Origin of the sequence: Microbacterium sp. C5A9 (assembly GCF_022627955.1) — a bacterium.
Classification (GTDB): Bacteria; Actinomycetota; Actinomycetes; order Actinomycetales; family Microbacteriaceae; genus Microbacterium.
In genome coordinates this window covers 267,890-281,678 of sequence record NZ_JABXGD010000006.1, presented here as the reverse complement: position 1 = coordinate 281,678, position 13,789 = coordinate 267,890, and the positions used below count along the sequence as shown (strand labels likewise).

The following is a 13,789-nucleotide window of genomic DNA, read 5'->3' as shown; positions in this document are numbered from 1 at the left end:
GCTCCCTCCCTCCGGCCTATGAGTCGGAGGGCAGGGAGCGGTCGTCGACGAGTCCGAGCCGGTGAGCGAGGATCACCAGGTGGATGCGGTCGCGAGCGCCGAGCTTCGCGAGCACCCGGCCGACATGGGTCTTCACGGTCGACTCGCTGACGAACAGCTCCTGCGCGATCTCGGCGTTCGTCAGTCCGCGCGCGATCTCGAGGAAGACGTCGCGCTCGCGGTCGGTGAGCTCCGCGGTGGGGTCGTCGACCACGGGCGCCGGCTCCGCGGAGACGGCGCCCCATCCCGGTGTGACGTGCTCGAGGAGCATCCGCGTGATCCTCGGTGCGAGTGCCGCGTCTCCTCGGTGGATCGCGCGGATCGCCGAGATCATCTCGTGCCGCTGCGCGTCCTTCAGCAGGAACCCACTGGCACCCGCGCGGATCGCGCCGAACGCGTACTCGTCGAGATCGAACGTGGTGAGCACCAGCACGCGGGTCTGCGGATGCTCTCGCACGATCGCCTCGGTCGCCGCGATGCCGTCGAGCCCCGGCATCCGGATGTCCATGAGCACCACATCAGGTCGGAGCGCGGCCGTCTGAGCGATCGCCGCGTGTCCGTCAGCGGCCTCGCCCACCACCACCATGTCGGCCTCTGCCTCGAGCACCATGCGGAAGCCGAGTCGGATGAGCTGCTGGTCGTCGACGAGCAGGAGCGAGATCGGGTCGGTCATGGGGTGTCCTCCTGGACGGGAGTGGTCGAGGCGCCCGGCGCGAGGTCGGCGAGGTCGGGATCGGCGGCGGGAAGGGAGGAGGCGGGGGTGGGCCCGGTCGGCGGCGATACCGTCGGCAGCTCGGCCCGGAGCATCCATCGTCCGCCCTCGACCGGCGCGGAGACGATGCTGCCGCCGGCGTGCGCAGCGCGTTCGGCGAGCCCGCGCAGGCCGAACCCCGATGTCCCGACGGGTCCCGTGGCGCCGTCGTTGACGATCTCGGCGATCACCGCATCCGCGGCATAGACGAGTCGCACGTCGATCGACGTCGCGCCGGGAGCATGCCGCATCGCGTTCGTGACGCCCTCCTGCACGATCCGCCCGACGGCGTGGGCGACGGCGGGGGAGACATCGGCCGCTCCGCTGACCGCCAGCGACACGGGATAGCCCGCGCGCTGCGCGTGGGCGACGGTCTCCTGCGGCGGCGTCGGCGCCAACGGTGCGAGGGGCAACGGGGAGTCGTCGGCCCGCAGCACGCCGAGCATCGCCCGCATCTCGGTGAGCGCGCTGCGGGCCGTCTCGGCCGATGCCGTGGCGGCGGCTCGCGCCTGCGTCGGGTCTGACGTCGCAGCGGCCCCCTCGGACAGCGCGACGATCACGGTCAGCGAGTGCGAGACGATGTCGTGCATCTCCCTGGCGATGCGGGCGCGCTCTCCCGCGGCGGCGAGCTGAGCCTGCTGATCGCGCTCGACGAGCAACTGACGGGAACGGTCGATCACCGCATCCAGATAGCGCTTGCGCCCACCGACGTTGACCCCGATCAGGGTGCCGATGAGTCCGAGCACGAGCGACATGATGACCGCATTGGCCGCGATCTGGAGCGTGATGACGCCGGTGAGGGTGAGCAGGCCGCCGAACGCGGCGAGAGAGGCGAGGCCGATGCCGAAGCTGGTCCACGCCGTCCGTGATGACCGGTACACCGCCAGCGAGTAGCACGTCACGAGCAGCAGCGGCGAGCCGATCGGGGCCATCGCGAACAGGAAGCCCGTCTCGAGGACGAACGCGGCCACGAACGGCACGAGCGGGCGCCGGCGCCGCCAGAGCAGGCTCGCGCAGGCGGCCATGACGGCCGCGGGGACCAGGATCGCCACGCCGATCGCGAGAGGCATCGGCAGGCCGCGGGTGATGACTCCGGCGGGGACCAGCGAGAGCAGCAGGCACACCAGCATGATCACGACGTCGGCGACCACGGGATGCCGCGCCCAGAAGCGCCGCAGGACACCCGGGGGGCGCGGCAGCCGCAGCGCCTCGTCCTCACGGACGGAGGTGCTGCGGCTGCGGCTGGTGGTCACCGGCCGACTCTACGCGGCTGCGTCATGGCGCACGGCGCTCACGCGTCGCGGGTGCGGAGCACGGCCCAGGCGGAGAGCATCCCCGCGGCGACCCATCCGGCCAGCGTCAGGTAGGCGACGGGGCCCTCGAGTGCTGCACCCTCGGGCAGGATCGCGCTCTGCGCGGCGGCGACGGGCAGGTAGTTCGCGGCATCCATGACCCACATCCACGACTCGCCCGCGATCGCGAAGAAGCTCGTCACGATCGGCAGGACGAACAGCAGGCCGACGGTCGCGGCGATCGCTCCGGCGCCCGAGCGCAGGATGAATCCGAAGGCGACGCCGATGAGGGCGAACACCGCCATCGCGAGCGACGAGACGACGATCGGCAGAATCGACGCCGAGGGATCGCTCCAGTCGATGCTCTGATCACGCGGAGCGACGATCGCCGAGACGGCGAGGGCCGCGGCGGCGAAGATCACCAGCGACGACACGAAGAGGAACAGCCCGGTCACGACGGCCTTGGCCGCGAGCACCGACCCGCGCTTCGGGTTGGCGGCCAGCGTCGAGCGGATCATGCCGGTCGAGTACTCGCCCGTCACCGAGATCGCCCCCAGGATGCCGGCGAGCAGCATCGTGAACTGGATCGGCATCACGACCGCCTGGATGGGCTCGAAGCCGGGCACGTCGACCGCCTGGGCGATGAGCACGGCGATGCCGATCGTGAGGACTGCGGCGATGCCGATCGACCACCAGGTCGAGCGCAGGGTGGACAGCTTGATCCACTCACCGCGCACGGCGCGGACGAACGTCAGCCGGTGCCCCGTGTCGACGCGCTGAGGTGCGAGGGGAGGAGCCTGGACGGTCATGAGATCTCCTTCGTCCGGTACTCGACCGAGTCGCCCGTGAGAGCGAGATAGGCGTCTTCGAGCGATCCGGTGGTCGGTGTGAGTTCGTGAAGGGGGATGCCTCGGTCTGCCGCGAGATCGCCGATGCGCGACGCGGGGAGTCCGACGACGTCGAGCAGATCGGGCGCGGAGCTGACGATCTCGACGGACGGGCCGCTGATCGCGGCGGCCAGATCGGCGGCGCGCGGTGTGCGCACGCGCACGGTGTTCGTGGTCCACGCCCGCACCAGCTCGGCCAGCGGAGCATCCGCCAGGACCTTGCCGCGCCCCATGACGATCACGTGATCGGCCGTCTGCGCCATCTCGCTCATCAGGTGGCTGGACAGCAGCACCGTCCGGCCTTCGGATGCCGCGTGGCGGACGAACTGGCGCACCCAGCGCACACCCTCGGGGTCGAGGCCGTTCACCGGCTCGTCGAGGATGAGCGTGTGCGGGTCGCCGAGCAGGGCGGAGGCGATGCCGAGGCGCTGGCCCATGCCGAGTGAGAACTTGCCCGCGCGCTTGCGGGCGACGGCGCCGATGCCGGCGAGATCGATCACCTCGTCGACGCGTGAGGCGGGGATGCCGTGGGTCGCGGCCATGGCGCGGAGGTGATTGCGCGCGGTGCGTCCGGTGTGCACGGCTTTCGCGTCGAGCAGCACGCCCACCTCGGTGAGCGGTGCGCGCAGCTTGCGGTACTCGCGGCCTGCGACGGTGGCGGTGCCGGAAGTCGGGCGGTCGAGCCCGACGATCATCCGCATCGTGGTGGACTTGCCCGCGCCGTTCGGCCCGAGGAATCCGGTGACCGTTCCCGGCTGCACCGAGAACGTCACCCCGTCGACTGCTGTCTTGTCTCCGAATCTCTTCGTGAGGCCTTCTGCTGTGATCATGTCCTCGACGCTACCGACCGGGGCGATGCGCGCGCGTCCTCCCGGAGTACCGTTCCGCCGCCGACGCGGGTCATCCTTGCGATGGATGTACCGGGTCCCGCGGTACCGGCCTGACGCTCAGCAGTCCACGACGTCGACCGCGCGCGCCCGCCGTGACCGGTGTCAGCCGCTCGATCACAGAGCTCGACGCCGAGGCGGGCAGGGGAGCCGGCCGGCGACGAGTCAGTCGGCGGGGCGTCCGAAGAGCGCGGGATCGACGGGTCGCTGCGCCCGAGGCAGCTTCTCCACGACCAGCCGGTAGGACTCGGTGACGAGCTCGCTGATCAGGTCGTCCTCGAGAGAGGGGCCGGGGCGCAGGGTGATCCAGTGCTTCTTGTTCATGTGGTACCCGGGCATGATGTCGGCGAAGGTCTCGCGCAGCGCCACGGCGTCGTCCGGATGCGACTTGAGGGTGACCCGACCGGTCTCGTCGAGGGGGACGAGGAGGAAGACCTTGCCGCGCACCTTGTACACATCCCACTCGGGGCCGAACGGGTTCTCGCGAGCGGACCCGGGGAGCTCTTCGGCCCGCTCCGTGGCGACCGCGATCAGCTGGTTGGCATCCATGCGCTCAGAACAGCCGTTCCGTGGGTGCGTCCGACGTGCGTCTGTCGCTCTGGGGGGTCGCGGCCCCGGCCTTGTCGTCGGTGCGCGGAGCCACCTGGACGCGATCATCGAGGCTCGCCGCCGCCAGCAGCGCCTCGTCGATGATCTCCCTGGTCGGCTCGGCGGTGAGCCAGTCGCCGCTCAGGGACGCGGGCACCAGCAGCGGCATCCGATCGTGGATGTGTGCGAGATGCGGGGGCGCCGGCCTCATCACGATCGAGTAGCACGTGAACGACTCGCCGTCGGCGGTGCGGCCGCGCTGGGTCACCGCCGCCATGCCGAACAGCGCGCCGTCGTCGACGAGGAACTCGTGCCACACCCGCTCGGGCTTCTTCATCTCGTACCAGCTGGTCGCGGGCACGAGCGCCCTGCTCTTCAACCCGCCGGGGCGATCCTGCAGACGTTCGGAGCGTGTGTTGATCGAGGGGAACTTCGACGGCTCGCCCCCGACGAGGAAACCCCACCAGGCGGGTTCGAGAGTCGGCGTGGTGTCGGGTTGCGTGACGAGCGGATTCAGGTTGCGCAGGTTCTTGCCGGTCGGGCGCACCGTCTCTCCGGCGTTCTGCTCCGCCCAGCCCCGCAGGCCCTCGAGCACCGCCTCATCGGCGGCGGCGAGAAGTTCAGCGTCGGTGAACCGGGGATCCAGACCATAGCTCGCGCACATGCCGCCAGAGTACGCCGCACCACCGACATCCGCGCCGTCGCCTCCGATTCGCGGCCGCCGCTACGGGCTAGGGTCGACAGGTGCCCCCCGCCCGTCGACTCTCCGCGCCCGTCGCGCTCGGCGGCGCCGTGGCGATCGGCGTCATGACAGCGATCCAGGCGCGCATCAACGGCGTGCTGGGCGTGCGGGTCGACAACGGGATCGTCGCCGGACTGATCTCCTTCGCAGTCGGCCTCCTCGCCCTGATCGTCGTGATCGTGTGTCTGCCCTCGGCGCGACGCGGGGTCGGACGACTGCGCGACGGCATCCGCGATCGCCGCATCCCGCTCTGGATGCTGCTGGGCGGCGCCTGCGGCGCTCTCACCGTCTCGACCCAGGGCATCACGGCCGGCGTCCTCGGCGTCTCCCTCTTCACGGTCGGCGTGGTCGCCGGCCAGACCCTGCACGGACTCGTCCTCGACCGCATCGGGTTCGGTCCCGCGGGTGTCGTCGCCGTCACCCCGGGGCGCGTGGCGGGCGGAGCGCTCGCGCTCGCCGCGGTCGGGATCTCGCTCGGCGGCGACGTGCTCGCCACGGCGCCGCTCTGGATGCTCCTGCTGCCGTTCGCCGCGGGCGTCGGCATCGCGTGGCAGGCCGCCACGAACGGGCGACTCGCGCAGCGGGTGTCGTCGCCGCTCGCCGCGACGATGACGAGCTTCATCGCCGGCACCCTCGTGCTGCTGATCGCCGCGGGGATCAGCGTCGCCGTGCGGGGGATGCCCGCCGCGCCGCCCGCCGAGCCCTGGCTCTACCTGGGCGGGGTCCTGGGCGCGGCCTACATCCTGCTCGGCGCGTTCATCGTCGCGCACACCGGAGTGCTCCTGATGGGGCTCGGCTCGGTGCTCGGGCAGCTCGCGACCTCGGTGATCATCGATCTGATCTGGCCGGCGGCGGCAGGACCCGCACCGTGGCAGATCATCGGCATGGTGGTCGTGGCCGTGGCATCCGTCGTGGTCGCGCTGCCGCGACGCGCGGGCCGCTGACTACTTCTTCTTCGCCGACTTCGGAATCGGCATCCGCGTCACGAACGTGCGGGCGTCGACGGGCTTGCGGCGACCGGCCTTCTTGCCCGCGGGCTTGCCACCGACGTAGAGCCAGCCCAGAAGCTCCTCGTCCTTGCCGATGCCGTGGGCCTTGGCCACCGCCTTCGACCGGGTGTAGCCGCCGGTCCGCCAGAGCACTCCCCAGCCCGCCTCGTCGAGGAGCAGACTGAGCACATGGGCGACGCCCGAGGCCACGGCCTCCTGCTCCCACCGCGGCACCTTCGAACTCTTGCGGTAGCTCGCGACGACCGCGATCAGGAGCGGTGCGCGTCGGGGCTTCGACGAGGGCGACTTGTCTCCCTCCGCCTTGGCGATCGCGGCTCCGAGCACATCGCGGTCGGCACCGCGGAGCTCGATGAGACGCCAGGGGCGCAGCGACGAATGATCGGCGACGCGGCCCGCCGCGGCGACGAGCGTCAGCAGCTCATCATGCGAGGGGGCGTCGTCGGTGACCTTCGACCAGGACTGTCGCGCTCGAACGGCGTCGAGGGCGCTCACGACTCTTCCGGTGTGAAGTTCAGCGCGATCGAGTTCATGCAGTAGCGGTCGCCGGTGGGGGTGCCGAAGCCGTCGGGGAAGACGTGTCCGAGGTGCGAACCGCATGCGGCGCAGCGCACCTCGGTGCGCACCATGCCCAGGCTCGTGTCCTCGATCAGCTCGACCGCGTCGGGACGGATCGACTCGTAGAAGCTCGGCCAGCCGCATCCGGAGTCGAACTTGGTGCCGCTCTTGAACAGCTCCGCGTCGCACGCCCCGCACGTGTAGAGGCCTGCGCGCCCCTCGTCGAGCAGCTCGCCCGTCCAGGCGCGTTCGGTCGCTGCCTGGCGCAGCACCGCGTACTGCTCGTCGCCGAGCTCGTCGCGCCACTCTTCTTCGGTCTTGTCCACGCTGTACGACATGAGTCCTCCTGGGGGTTCCGCTCCATTCTCTCGCGTCCGGAGGTGTGCGGGGTCACGAGAGAATGGATGCATGACGGATGCCGTGCAGCAGCGCTACGCCCGCTTCGCCGGGCAGGAGGCGCCCGGCCGCAGCGAGCTGTACGCCGAGTGGGCTGCAGGAGTCGCGGGAGATCCCCGCATCCGGGCCGTGCTGGCGCGCATCCCCGAGAATCGACGCCAGCCTCCGCTGGTCTTCGCCGTGACGCGGATGCTGGGCGCAGAGCTCACCGACTATGCGGGATGGCGCGCGTTCGTGATCGCGCATGCCGATGCGATCGTCGACGAATGCGCGGCACGGCGGCTGCAGACCAACGAGCCGCTGCGACTGGCGCCGCTGCTGCCCGTGCTCACCGAGATCGAGGGGCCGCTCGCGCTGCTCGAGGTCGGCGCCTCGGCCGGGCTCTGCCTGTATCCCGACCGATACTCCTATCGCTTCACGGATGCCGCCGGTGCGGTGCGTCTCGCCCTCGACCCCGAGGACGGTCCGTCTCCGGTGGTGCTGCGCAGTCGCGTCGACGGCGCGCTTCCGCCGATGCGACTTCCCGAGGTCGTCTGGAGGGCGGGCATCGACCTCACCCCTCTCGACGCCCGTGACGAGCGGGACCGTCGCTGGCTTCAGGGGCTCGTCTGGCCGGGGGAGCAGGGGCGGGAGGAGCGCGTCACGGCCGCGCTCGACATCGCCGCGGCCGAGCCCGCGCGGCTCGTCGCCGGCGACGCGCTCGCGCACATCGAGGCGCTCGCGGCCGAGGCGCCGCGCGATGCGACCCTCGTCATCACGACGCCGGGGGTGCTCGTCCACATCCCCCGCGAGGCTCGCCTGACGCTCGTCGATCGCATCCGTCGGCTGCCGGCGCGCTGGGTCACGATCGACCCGCCCGCGCTCCTCGACGTGTGGGACCCCGCGGTCGCCGCCGACGGCTGGCCCGGATTCGTGGTCGCGCTCGACGGACACGTCCGTGCGTCTGCCGATCCGCTCGGGCGATCATGGGAGTGGCGCGCCGCTTCGGGCGCCTGAGCGACCTACCCTGATCTCATGCTGGGAGAGCTGACCGAGCGCGATCGCGCCATCCTCGCGCTGGAGACCGCGTGGCCGCGGCACAGCGGTGCCAAGGAGGAGGTCGTCCGCGCGCAGCTCGGGATGAGCTCGGCGCGGTACTACCAGCTCCTCGGCCGTCTCATCGACTCCGACGTCGCGCTCGAGTACGACCCGATGCTCGTGGGCAGGCTCCGCCGCATCCGCGATGCGCGGGCGATGCGGCGCTCGACCCGCGCTCCGGGCTTCGTCGGCTGATCGCCCGGCTCGAGGCTCGTGACGCCGCGCGGCCCGGCGTGGCGAGGATCTCCAGGCCCGTGCCAGTAGCATCGAGGGGTGTCAAAGCCCATCCGAGACCGATTCGACGACGTTCCCCGCTCTTCGGGGCGCGTGGGTGCGCACCGCGCCGAAGCCCCCGGGATGAACGGGTGGGTCGTGCTGCTCTGGTCGTTCGTGGCCGCCCTCGTGCTCGTGATCGCCGGGATCTTCGGGTCCCTCATCGTCATGGGACGCATCACGCCGTTCCCCGAGGCGATGCCCACGCTCACGCCGATCCCCGAGGAGCCGGGCGTGGTCGACCCCTCGTACTCGGTGATGATCCTCAACGCCACCGCCGATGAGGGTCTCGACGAGCAGATGCGCGACCTGCTGATCAACAACGGCTGGGCGGCCGAGACCGTCTTCGCCAGCGACAGCACGAGCGAGGACTTCACGACCACCACCGTCTACTACGTCGCCGACGACGACGAGCTCGCGGCGATCGGGCTCGCAGGACTCATCGGCGGTGCCGATGTGCAGCAGAGCGACTTCTACCTCGGCGAGACCGAGGAGGGGCAGAAGCAGCTCACCGTCGTGATCGGCCTCGACCGGGTGTCGGGCGGCGCGACGGATGTCGAGGAGACACCCGCTCCGTAGTACCTCCTGCAGCTTGCACTCGATGGGGTCGAGTGCCAGAATGGCGTTAGCACTCTCTCACTCTGAGTGCTAAACCCAACGTCTACGTCCAGGAGGGACGACAAAACTCATGGCAAAGATCATCGCTTTCGATGAGGAGGCCCGCCGCGGCCTCGAGCGCGGCCTCAACATCCTCGCCGACGCCGTCAAGGTGACGCTCGGCCCGCGCGGTCGCAACGTCGTGCTCGAGAAGAAGTGGGGCGCTCCCACGATCACGAACGACGGTGTGTCCATCGCCAAGGAGATCGAGCTGGACGACCCGTACGAGAAGATCGGCGCGGAGCTCGTCAAGGAGGTCGCCAAGAAGACCGACGACGTCGCCGGCGACGGAACCACCACCGCCACGGTGCTCGCTCAGGCACTGGTCCGCGAGGGTCTGCGCAACGTCGCAGCCGGCGCTGACCCCATCTCGCTCAAGCGCGGCATCGAGAAGGCCGTCGCAGCGATCACCGAGGAGCTGCTCGCCAGCGCCAAGGAGATCGACTCCAAGGAGCAGATCGCCGCGACCGCATCCATCTCCGCAGCTGACCCCGCGATCGGCGAGCTCATCGCCGAGGCGATCGACAAGGTCGGCAAGGAAGGCGTCGTCACCGTCGAGGAGTCGCAGACCTTCGGCACCGAGCTCGAGCTCACCGAGGGCATGCGCTTCGACAAGGGCTACCTGAACCCGTACTTCGTGACGGACCCGGAGCGCCAGGAAGCCGTCTTCGAGGACCCGTACATCCTCATCGCGAACCAGAAGGTCTCCAACATCAAGGACCTCCTGCCCATCGTCGACAAGGTGATCCAGGACGGCAAGGAGCTCGTCATCATCGCCGAGGACGTCGAGGGCGAGGCTCTCGCGACTCTCGTGCTCAACAAGCTCAAGGGCATCTTCAAGTCGGTCGCCGTCAAGGCTCCCGGCTTCGGCGACCGCCGCAAGGCGCAGCTGCAGGACATCGCGATCCTCACCGGTGGTCAGGTCATCACCGAAGAGGTCGGCCTGAAGCTCGAGAACGCCACGCTCGACCTGCTGGGTCGTGCGCGCAAGGTCATCGTCACCAAGGACGAGACCACGATCGTCGAGGGTGCCGGTGAGGCCGAGCAGATCGAGGGTCGCGTCACGCAGATCCGTCGCGAGATCGAGAACACCGACAGCGACTACGACCGTGAGAAGCTGCAGGAGCGTCTCGCCAAGCTCGCCGGTGGCGTCGCCGTCATCAAGGCCGGCGCTGCGACCGAGGTCGAGCTCAAGGAGCGCAAGCACCGCATCGAGGACGCCGTTCGCAACGCGAAGGCGGCCGTCGAAGAGGGCATCGTCCCCGGTGGTGGCGTCGCGCTGATCCAGTCGGGCACCAAGGCACTCGACGCTCTGTCGCTCTCGGGTGACGAGGCGACCGGTGCGAACATCGTCCGCGTGGCTATCGAGGCTCCGCTCAAGCAGATCGCGCTCAACGCCGGTCTCGAGCCGGGCGTCGTCGCGAACAAGGTCGCCGAGCTCCCCTCGGGCCAGGGCCTGAACGCAGCCTCGGGCGAGTACGTCGACATGTTCGCCGCAGGAATCATCGACCCGGCGAAGGTGACCCGCTCGGCGCTGCAGAACGCAGCATCGATCGCGGCTCTCTTCCTCACCACCGAGGTCGTCGTGGCGGACAAGCCCGAGAAGGCCGCTGCTCCGATGGGTGACCCCTCGGGCGGCATGGACTTCTGATCCTTCCGCAGTACCAGGGACTCCGGTCCTGACACACAGAAACGCCCCGACTTCGGTCGGGGCGTTTCTGCGTGATCGCGCGGCTCTGCGGGCCTCAGCGGAAGAGGCTCGCCGAGTAGTTGTCGGCGTCCGCGTACTGCGTCGCCGCGCTGCCGAGCCCCGTGCCGATGGACTCGAGGGCTTGCTCGACATGGATCTGTGCGCCACGCCACTGCTCGGCGCAGGACTGGAACGCGTTCGATGCCGATCCCGCCCAGGTCGACTGCAGCTGCGTGAGCTGGGCCATGAGGGTGGCCGCCTCGGCGCGCAAGCGCTCCATGGTGGCCAGGGTGGAGCCGTGCGCGGCGCCGACGGCTTCGGTGTCAACGGTGAAGACAGACATGAGAACTCCTTATCGATGGGGTTCTGACGGTACGAGAACGGCGTCGTACGCGATCACCGTGGGGTGCCGAGCGGCCGTCCGGTGTGCAGAACCGGCGATCGTGCACGCCCGTGGAGAACGACGCTCAGAGATCGAGCGGTTCCAGCGGCTGCGTGTCTTCGAGCAGATGCGCAGGGGTGGCACGTGACGGTGCCAGGGGGAACGTGACGGTGAACGTCGCGCCACCGCCCGGTGTCTCCGAGACCTCGACGCTGCCGTGCAGAGCCTTGACGATCGACGCGACGATCGCGAGCCCCAGACCCGAGCCGCCGGTCTCGCGGGCGCGTGAGGTGTCGGCGCGCCAGAAGCGCTCGAAGATCTGCTCGCGGATCTGCGGAGGGATCCCCTCGCCGTGGTCGACGATCGAGATGCTCCCGGTGCCCCGCACGCGGTCGGCGTCGACGACGAGCTCGATCGGGCTCTCCTCGGGCGAGAAGCGCCGCGCGTTGCCCAGCAGGTTCGTCACGACCTGGCGGACCTTGTTCTCCTCGCCGAGGATGATCGGAGGTGTGCGCACCGGGATGTCGGTGGCCTCGGTGAAGTCGATCGCGGGAACCTTCTCGGCCCCCCGAGGGCGGCGCCGGAGCCGAGACAGCGTTCCGCGAGACAGCCCGCGCGGCACGGGCGGCGGTGTCGTGGTCGCCACGGGGTTGGGGCGGGTGGTGACGTCGATCAGCGGGGCCTCGACGGTGCGGTCGACGACCGAGACGGTGCGCGCCGGAGCGGCGGCGCGCAGATCGAGTGCGGCGTCGCGGGCGATCGGGCGGAGGTCGAGCGGCTCGATCTCGGGTTCGCGCTCCTCGTCGAGCCGGGCGAGTGCGAGGAGGTCCTCGACGAGGACGCCCATGCGGATCGCCTCCTTCTCGATGCGCTCCATCGCCCGGGCGGTGTCCTCCTCGCCCTTGATCGCGCCCATGCGGTAGAGCTCGGCGTATCCGCGCACGCTCACCAGCGGCGTGCGCAGCTCATGGCTCGCGTCGCCGATGAAACGGCGCATGTGCCGCACGGTGCGATCGCGCTGTGCGAGGGAGCCGTCGACCCTGTCGAGCATGGTGTTGATGGCGTAGTTCAGGCGACCGACCTCGGTCGTCGGCTCGAGATCGGTCAATCGCTGACTGAAGTCGCCGGCCGCGATGGACATGGCCGTGGACTCGACCTGGCCGAGCCGTCGGAAGGTGAGGGTCACCAGTCCACGTGTGAGCAGCGCCGCCAGCAGGATGGTGACCAGCGCGACCGTGATGTAGATGCCGAAGTACTGGCTGATGATCCGATCGGCCGAGTCGAGTGGCATCGCGACGACCTGGATGCGCAGTGATCCACCGCCCTCACCGGGCAGACTCGCGACCGCGGCGCGGAAGCTCGCCCCCTTCGTTCCCTCGAGGGCGAAGGTGCCGTCGCTCTTCGTCTGCGCGTCGAGCAGGGTGAAGGTCGAGGGGAACAGCGGTGAGCCGTTCGCGGAGGTGCCGGTGGTCGTCTGCAGCACGCCCTCGCCGTCGTAGATCGCGACGAAGAAGTCGCGAGGCGACTCCTTGGGCGTGTAATGCGTCTCGCCGTCGACCATCGCCACGTCGAAGTAGCGGTCAGCCAGATCCGCCGAGACGAGTGCGGGCAGCTGCGATTCGATGTTGCTGACGAGGGCATTGCGCAGGATCGGCACCGTTCCGACTCCTGCGGCGAGCAGACCGAGGGCGAGCACCGCCACCGTGACGCCCGTGACCTTGGCGCGCAGACTGATCGCTCGCCACCAGCGGGTGACCGCGTCGGGCTTGCGCGCCATGCGGTCCTCCTCGAGACGGATGCTGTGCGGTGTCGGCGTGGGAAGCGGTCGGCGTTACTTGCCGACCTTGAGCATGTATCCGAACCCGCGCTTGGTCTGGATCACCGACTCCTCGGTGTGCGGATCGATCTTGCGGCGCAGGTACGAGATGTAGCTCTCGACGATCCCCGCGTCTCCGTTGAAGTCGTACTCCCACACGTGGTCGAGGATCTGCGCCTTCGACAGCACGCGGTTCGGGTTGAGCATGAGATAGCGCAGCAGCTTGAACTCGGTCGGGCTGAGCTCGATCGGCTCCTTGCCGACGTGCACGTCATGCGTGTCCTGGTCCATCGACAGCTCGCCCGCGCGGATGATGGATTCCTCGTCGGCCTGCATCGTGCGGCGGAGGATGGCCTGCGCGCGTGCGACGATCTCATCGAGGCTGAACGGCTTGGTGACATAGTCGTCGCCGCCCGCGTTGAGTCCCTCGATCTTGTCGTCCGTGCCGTCCTTGGCCGTGAGGAACAGGATCGGAGCGGTGAACCCCGCGCCGCGCAGACGCTTCGTCACGCTGAACCCGTTCATGTCGGGGAGCATGACGTCGAGGATGATGAGGTCGGGCTCCTCCTCCAGCACGGCGGAGATGGTGGCCGCGCCGTTGGCGACCGTCTTCACCTGGAAGCCCGCGAAGCTCAGGCCCGTGGACAGCAGGTCGCGGATGTTCGGCTCGTCGTCGACGACCAGGATGCGCGCATCAGTCATGACCCCATTATGGTGACTCCGTCGATGGGATTGCTGGTGATCCGT

General features: G+C 69.7%; 16 protein-coding genes. 5 read left to right on the top strand and 11 right to left on the bottom strand.

What is annotated here, in order from left to right; translation table 11 throughout:
• Positions 1-16: 16 nt before the first annotated feature.
• From HWD99_RS13285 to HWD99_RS13260, 6 genes are all read right to left on the bottom strand, one after another.
• Positions 17-712 carry a response regulator transcription factor gene (locus HWD99_RS13285; RefSeq protein ID WP_241796726.1) on the bottom strand — a complete coding sequence of 232 codons (696 nt, stop codon included), beginning with the start codon at positions 710-712 and terminating at the stop codon, positions 17-19.
• Entirely contained in the window at positions 709-2,043 is a 1,335-nt protein-coding gene (locus tag HWD99_RS13280; protein WP_241796725.1) for a sensor histidine kinase, read from the bottom strand. The genes HWD99_RS13285 and HWD99_RS13280 overlap by 4 nt, the downstream gene beginning before the upstream one ends.
• Positions 2,044-2,081: 38 nt before the next feature.
• Positions 2,082-2,891, bottom strand: coding sequence for an ABC transporter permease subunit (locus HWD99_RS13275; protein ID WP_241796724.1), 810 nt, complete (start codon positions 2,889-2,891; stop codon positions 2,082-2,084).
• The gene (locus HWD99_RS13270) at positions 2,888-3,799 is read right to left on the bottom strand and encodes an ABC transporter ATP-binding protein (protein WP_241796723.1); all 912 of its coding nucleotides are present in this window, start codon (positions 3,797-3,799) and stop codon (positions 2,888-2,890) included. The genes HWD99_RS13275 and HWD99_RS13270 overlap by 4 nt, the downstream gene beginning before the upstream one ends.
• 222 nt (positions 3,800-4,021) lie before the next feature.
• Complete coding sequence (locus tag HWD99_RS13265; protein ID WP_241796722.1) at positions 4,022-4,405, bottom strand: MmcQ/YjbR family DNA-binding protein; 384 nt, start codon at positions 4,403-4,405, stop codon at positions 4,022-4,024.
• 4 nt (positions 4,406-4,409) lie between these two features.
• Positions 4,410-5,108 (bottom strand): SOS response-associated peptidase family protein, encoded by a 699-nt coding sequence (locus HWD99_RS13260; protein ID WP_241796721.1) that lies wholly within the window; start codon positions 5,106-5,108, stop codon positions 4,410-4,412.
• 80 nt (positions 5,109-5,188) lie between these two features.
• On the opposite strand from HWD99_RS13260, the gene HWD99_RS18695 reads away from it, so the two are divergent.
• Positions 5,189-6,130 carry a DMT family transporter gene (locus HWD99_RS18695; RefSeq protein ID WP_241796720.1) on the top strand — a complete coding sequence of 314 codons (942 nt, stop codon included), beginning with the start codon at positions 5,189-5,191 and terminating at the stop codon, positions 6,128-6,130.
• Here HWD99_RS18695 and HWD99_RS13250 read toward each other — a convergent pair whose 3' ends face one another.
• A complete protein-coding gene (locus tag HWD99_RS13250; protein WP_241796719.1) occupies positions 6,131-6,688 on the bottom strand; it encodes a nitroreductase family protein in 558 nt (185 codons plus the stop codon).
• Positions 6,685-7,089, bottom strand: coding sequence for a peptide-methionine (R)-S-oxide reductase MsrB (gene msrB, locus HWD99_RS13245; RefSeq protein ID WP_241796718.1), 405 nt, complete (start codon positions 7,087-7,089; stop codon positions 6,685-6,687). The genes HWD99_RS13250 and msrB overlap by 4 nt, the downstream gene beginning before the upstream one ends.
• A 70-nt stretch (positions 7,090-7,159) precedes the next feature.
• On the opposite strand from msrB, the gene HWD99_RS13240 reads away from it, so the two are divergent.
• The 4 genes from HWD99_RS13240 to groL all read left to right on the top strand — a co-directional run bounded on the left by HWD99_RS13240 (position 7,160) and on the right by groL (position 10,805).
• Positions 7,160-8,143 carry a DUF2332 domain-containing protein gene (locus HWD99_RS13240; protein WP_241796717.1) on the top strand — a complete coding sequence of 328 codons (984 nt, stop codon included), beginning with the start codon at positions 7,160-7,162 and terminating at the stop codon, positions 8,141-8,143.
• Between the two features lie 18 nt (positions 8,144-8,161).
• On the top strand, positions 8,162-8,419 hold the full coding sequence (locus HWD99_RS13235; RefSeq protein ID WP_241796716.1) for a DUF3263 domain-containing protein: 258 nt from the start codon (positions 8,162-8,164) through the stop codon (positions 8,417-8,419).
• A 78-nt stretch (positions 8,420-8,497) separates the two neighbouring features.
• Positions 8,498-9,076: a LytR C-terminal domain-containing protein gene (locus HWD99_RS13230; RefSeq protein ID WP_241796715.1), complete on the top strand. Its 579-nt coding sequence runs from the start codon at positions 8,498-8,500 to the stop codon at positions 9,074-9,076.
• Between the two features lie 109 nt (positions 9,077-9,185).
• Positions 9,186-10,805 (top strand): chaperonin GroEL, encoded by a 1,620-nt coding sequence (gene groL / locus HWD99_RS13225; protein WP_241796714.1) that lies wholly within the window; start codon positions 9,186-9,188, stop codon positions 10,803-10,805.
• 94 nt (positions 10,806-10,899) lie between these two features.
• On the opposite strand, the gene HWD99_RS13220 is transcribed toward groL, so the two are convergent.
• The 3 genes from HWD99_RS13220 to HWD99_RS13210 all read right to left on the bottom strand — a co-directional run bounded on the left by HWD99_RS13220 (position 10,900) and on the right by HWD99_RS13210 (position 13,744).
• A complete protein-coding gene (locus HWD99_RS13220; protein ID WP_241796713.1) occupies positions 10,900-11,187 on the bottom strand; it encodes a WXG100 family type VII secretion target in 288 nt (95 codons plus the stop codon).
• Positions 11,188-11,311: 124 nt separating this feature from the next.
• Positions 11,312-13,003, bottom strand: coding sequence for a cell wall metabolism sensor histidine kinase WalK (locus HWD99_RS13215; protein WP_241796712.1), 1,692 nt, complete (start codon positions 13,001-13,003; stop codon positions 11,312-11,314).
• Between the two features lie 54 nt (positions 13,004-13,057).
• Positions 13,058-13,744, bottom strand: coding sequence for a response regulator transcription factor (locus tag HWD99_RS13210; protein ID WP_096714949.1), 687 nt, complete (start codon positions 13,742-13,744; stop codon positions 13,058-13,060).
• Positions 13,745-13,789: the final 45 nt, after the last annotated feature.

Excerpts from the sequence above, each read along its gene's own strand:
- HWD99_RS13285 (WP_241796726.1), bottom strand. The coding sequence starts at position 712 with ATGACCGACCCGATCTCGCTCCTGCTCGTCGACGACCAGCAGCTCATC.
- HWD99_RS13275 (WP_241796724.1), bottom strand. The coding sequence starts at position 2,891 with ATGACCGTCCAGGCTCCTCCCCTCGCACCTCAGCGCGTCGACACGGGG.
- HWD99_RS13270 (WP_241796723.1), bottom strand. The coding sequence starts at position 3,799 with ATGATCACAGCAGAAGGCCTCACGAAGAGATTCGGAGACAAGACAGCA.
- HWD99_RS13265 (WP_241796722.1), bottom strand. The coding sequence starts at position 4,405 with ATGGATGCCAACCAGCTGATCGCGGTCGCCACGGAGCGGGCCGAAGAG.
- HWD99_RS13260 (WP_241796721.1), bottom strand. The coding sequence starts at position 5,108 with ATGTGCGCGAGCTATGGTCTGGATCCCCGGTTCACCGACGCTGAACTT.
- msrB (WP_241796718.1), bottom strand. The coding sequence starts at position 7,089 with ATGTCGTACAGCGTGGACAAGACCGAAGAAGAGTGGCGCGACGAGCTC.
- HWD99_RS13240 (WP_241796717.1), top strand. The coding sequence starts at position 7,160 with ATGACGGATGCCGTGCAGCAGCGCTACGCCCGCTTCGCCGGGCAGGAG.
- HWD99_RS13235 (WP_241796716.1), top strand. The coding sequence starts at position 8,162 with ATGCTGGGAGAGCTGACCGAGCGCGATCGCGCCATCCTCGCGCTGGAG.
- groL (WP_241796714.1), top strand. The coding sequence starts at position 9,186 with ATGGCAAAGATCATCGCTTTCGATGAGGAGGCCCGCCGCGGCCTCGAG.
- HWD99_RS13220 (WP_241796713.1), bottom strand. The coding sequence starts at position 11,187 with ATGTCTGTCTTCACCGTTGACACCGAAGCCGTCGGCGCCGCGCACGGC.
- HWD99_RS13215 (WP_241796712.1), bottom strand. The coding sequence starts at position 13,003 with ATGGCGCGCAAGCCCGACGCGGTCACCCGCTGGTGGCGAGCGATCAGT.
- HWD99_RS13210 (WP_096714949.1), bottom strand. The coding sequence starts at position 13,744 with ATGACTGATGCGCGCATCCTGGTCGTCGACGACGAGCCGAACATCCGC.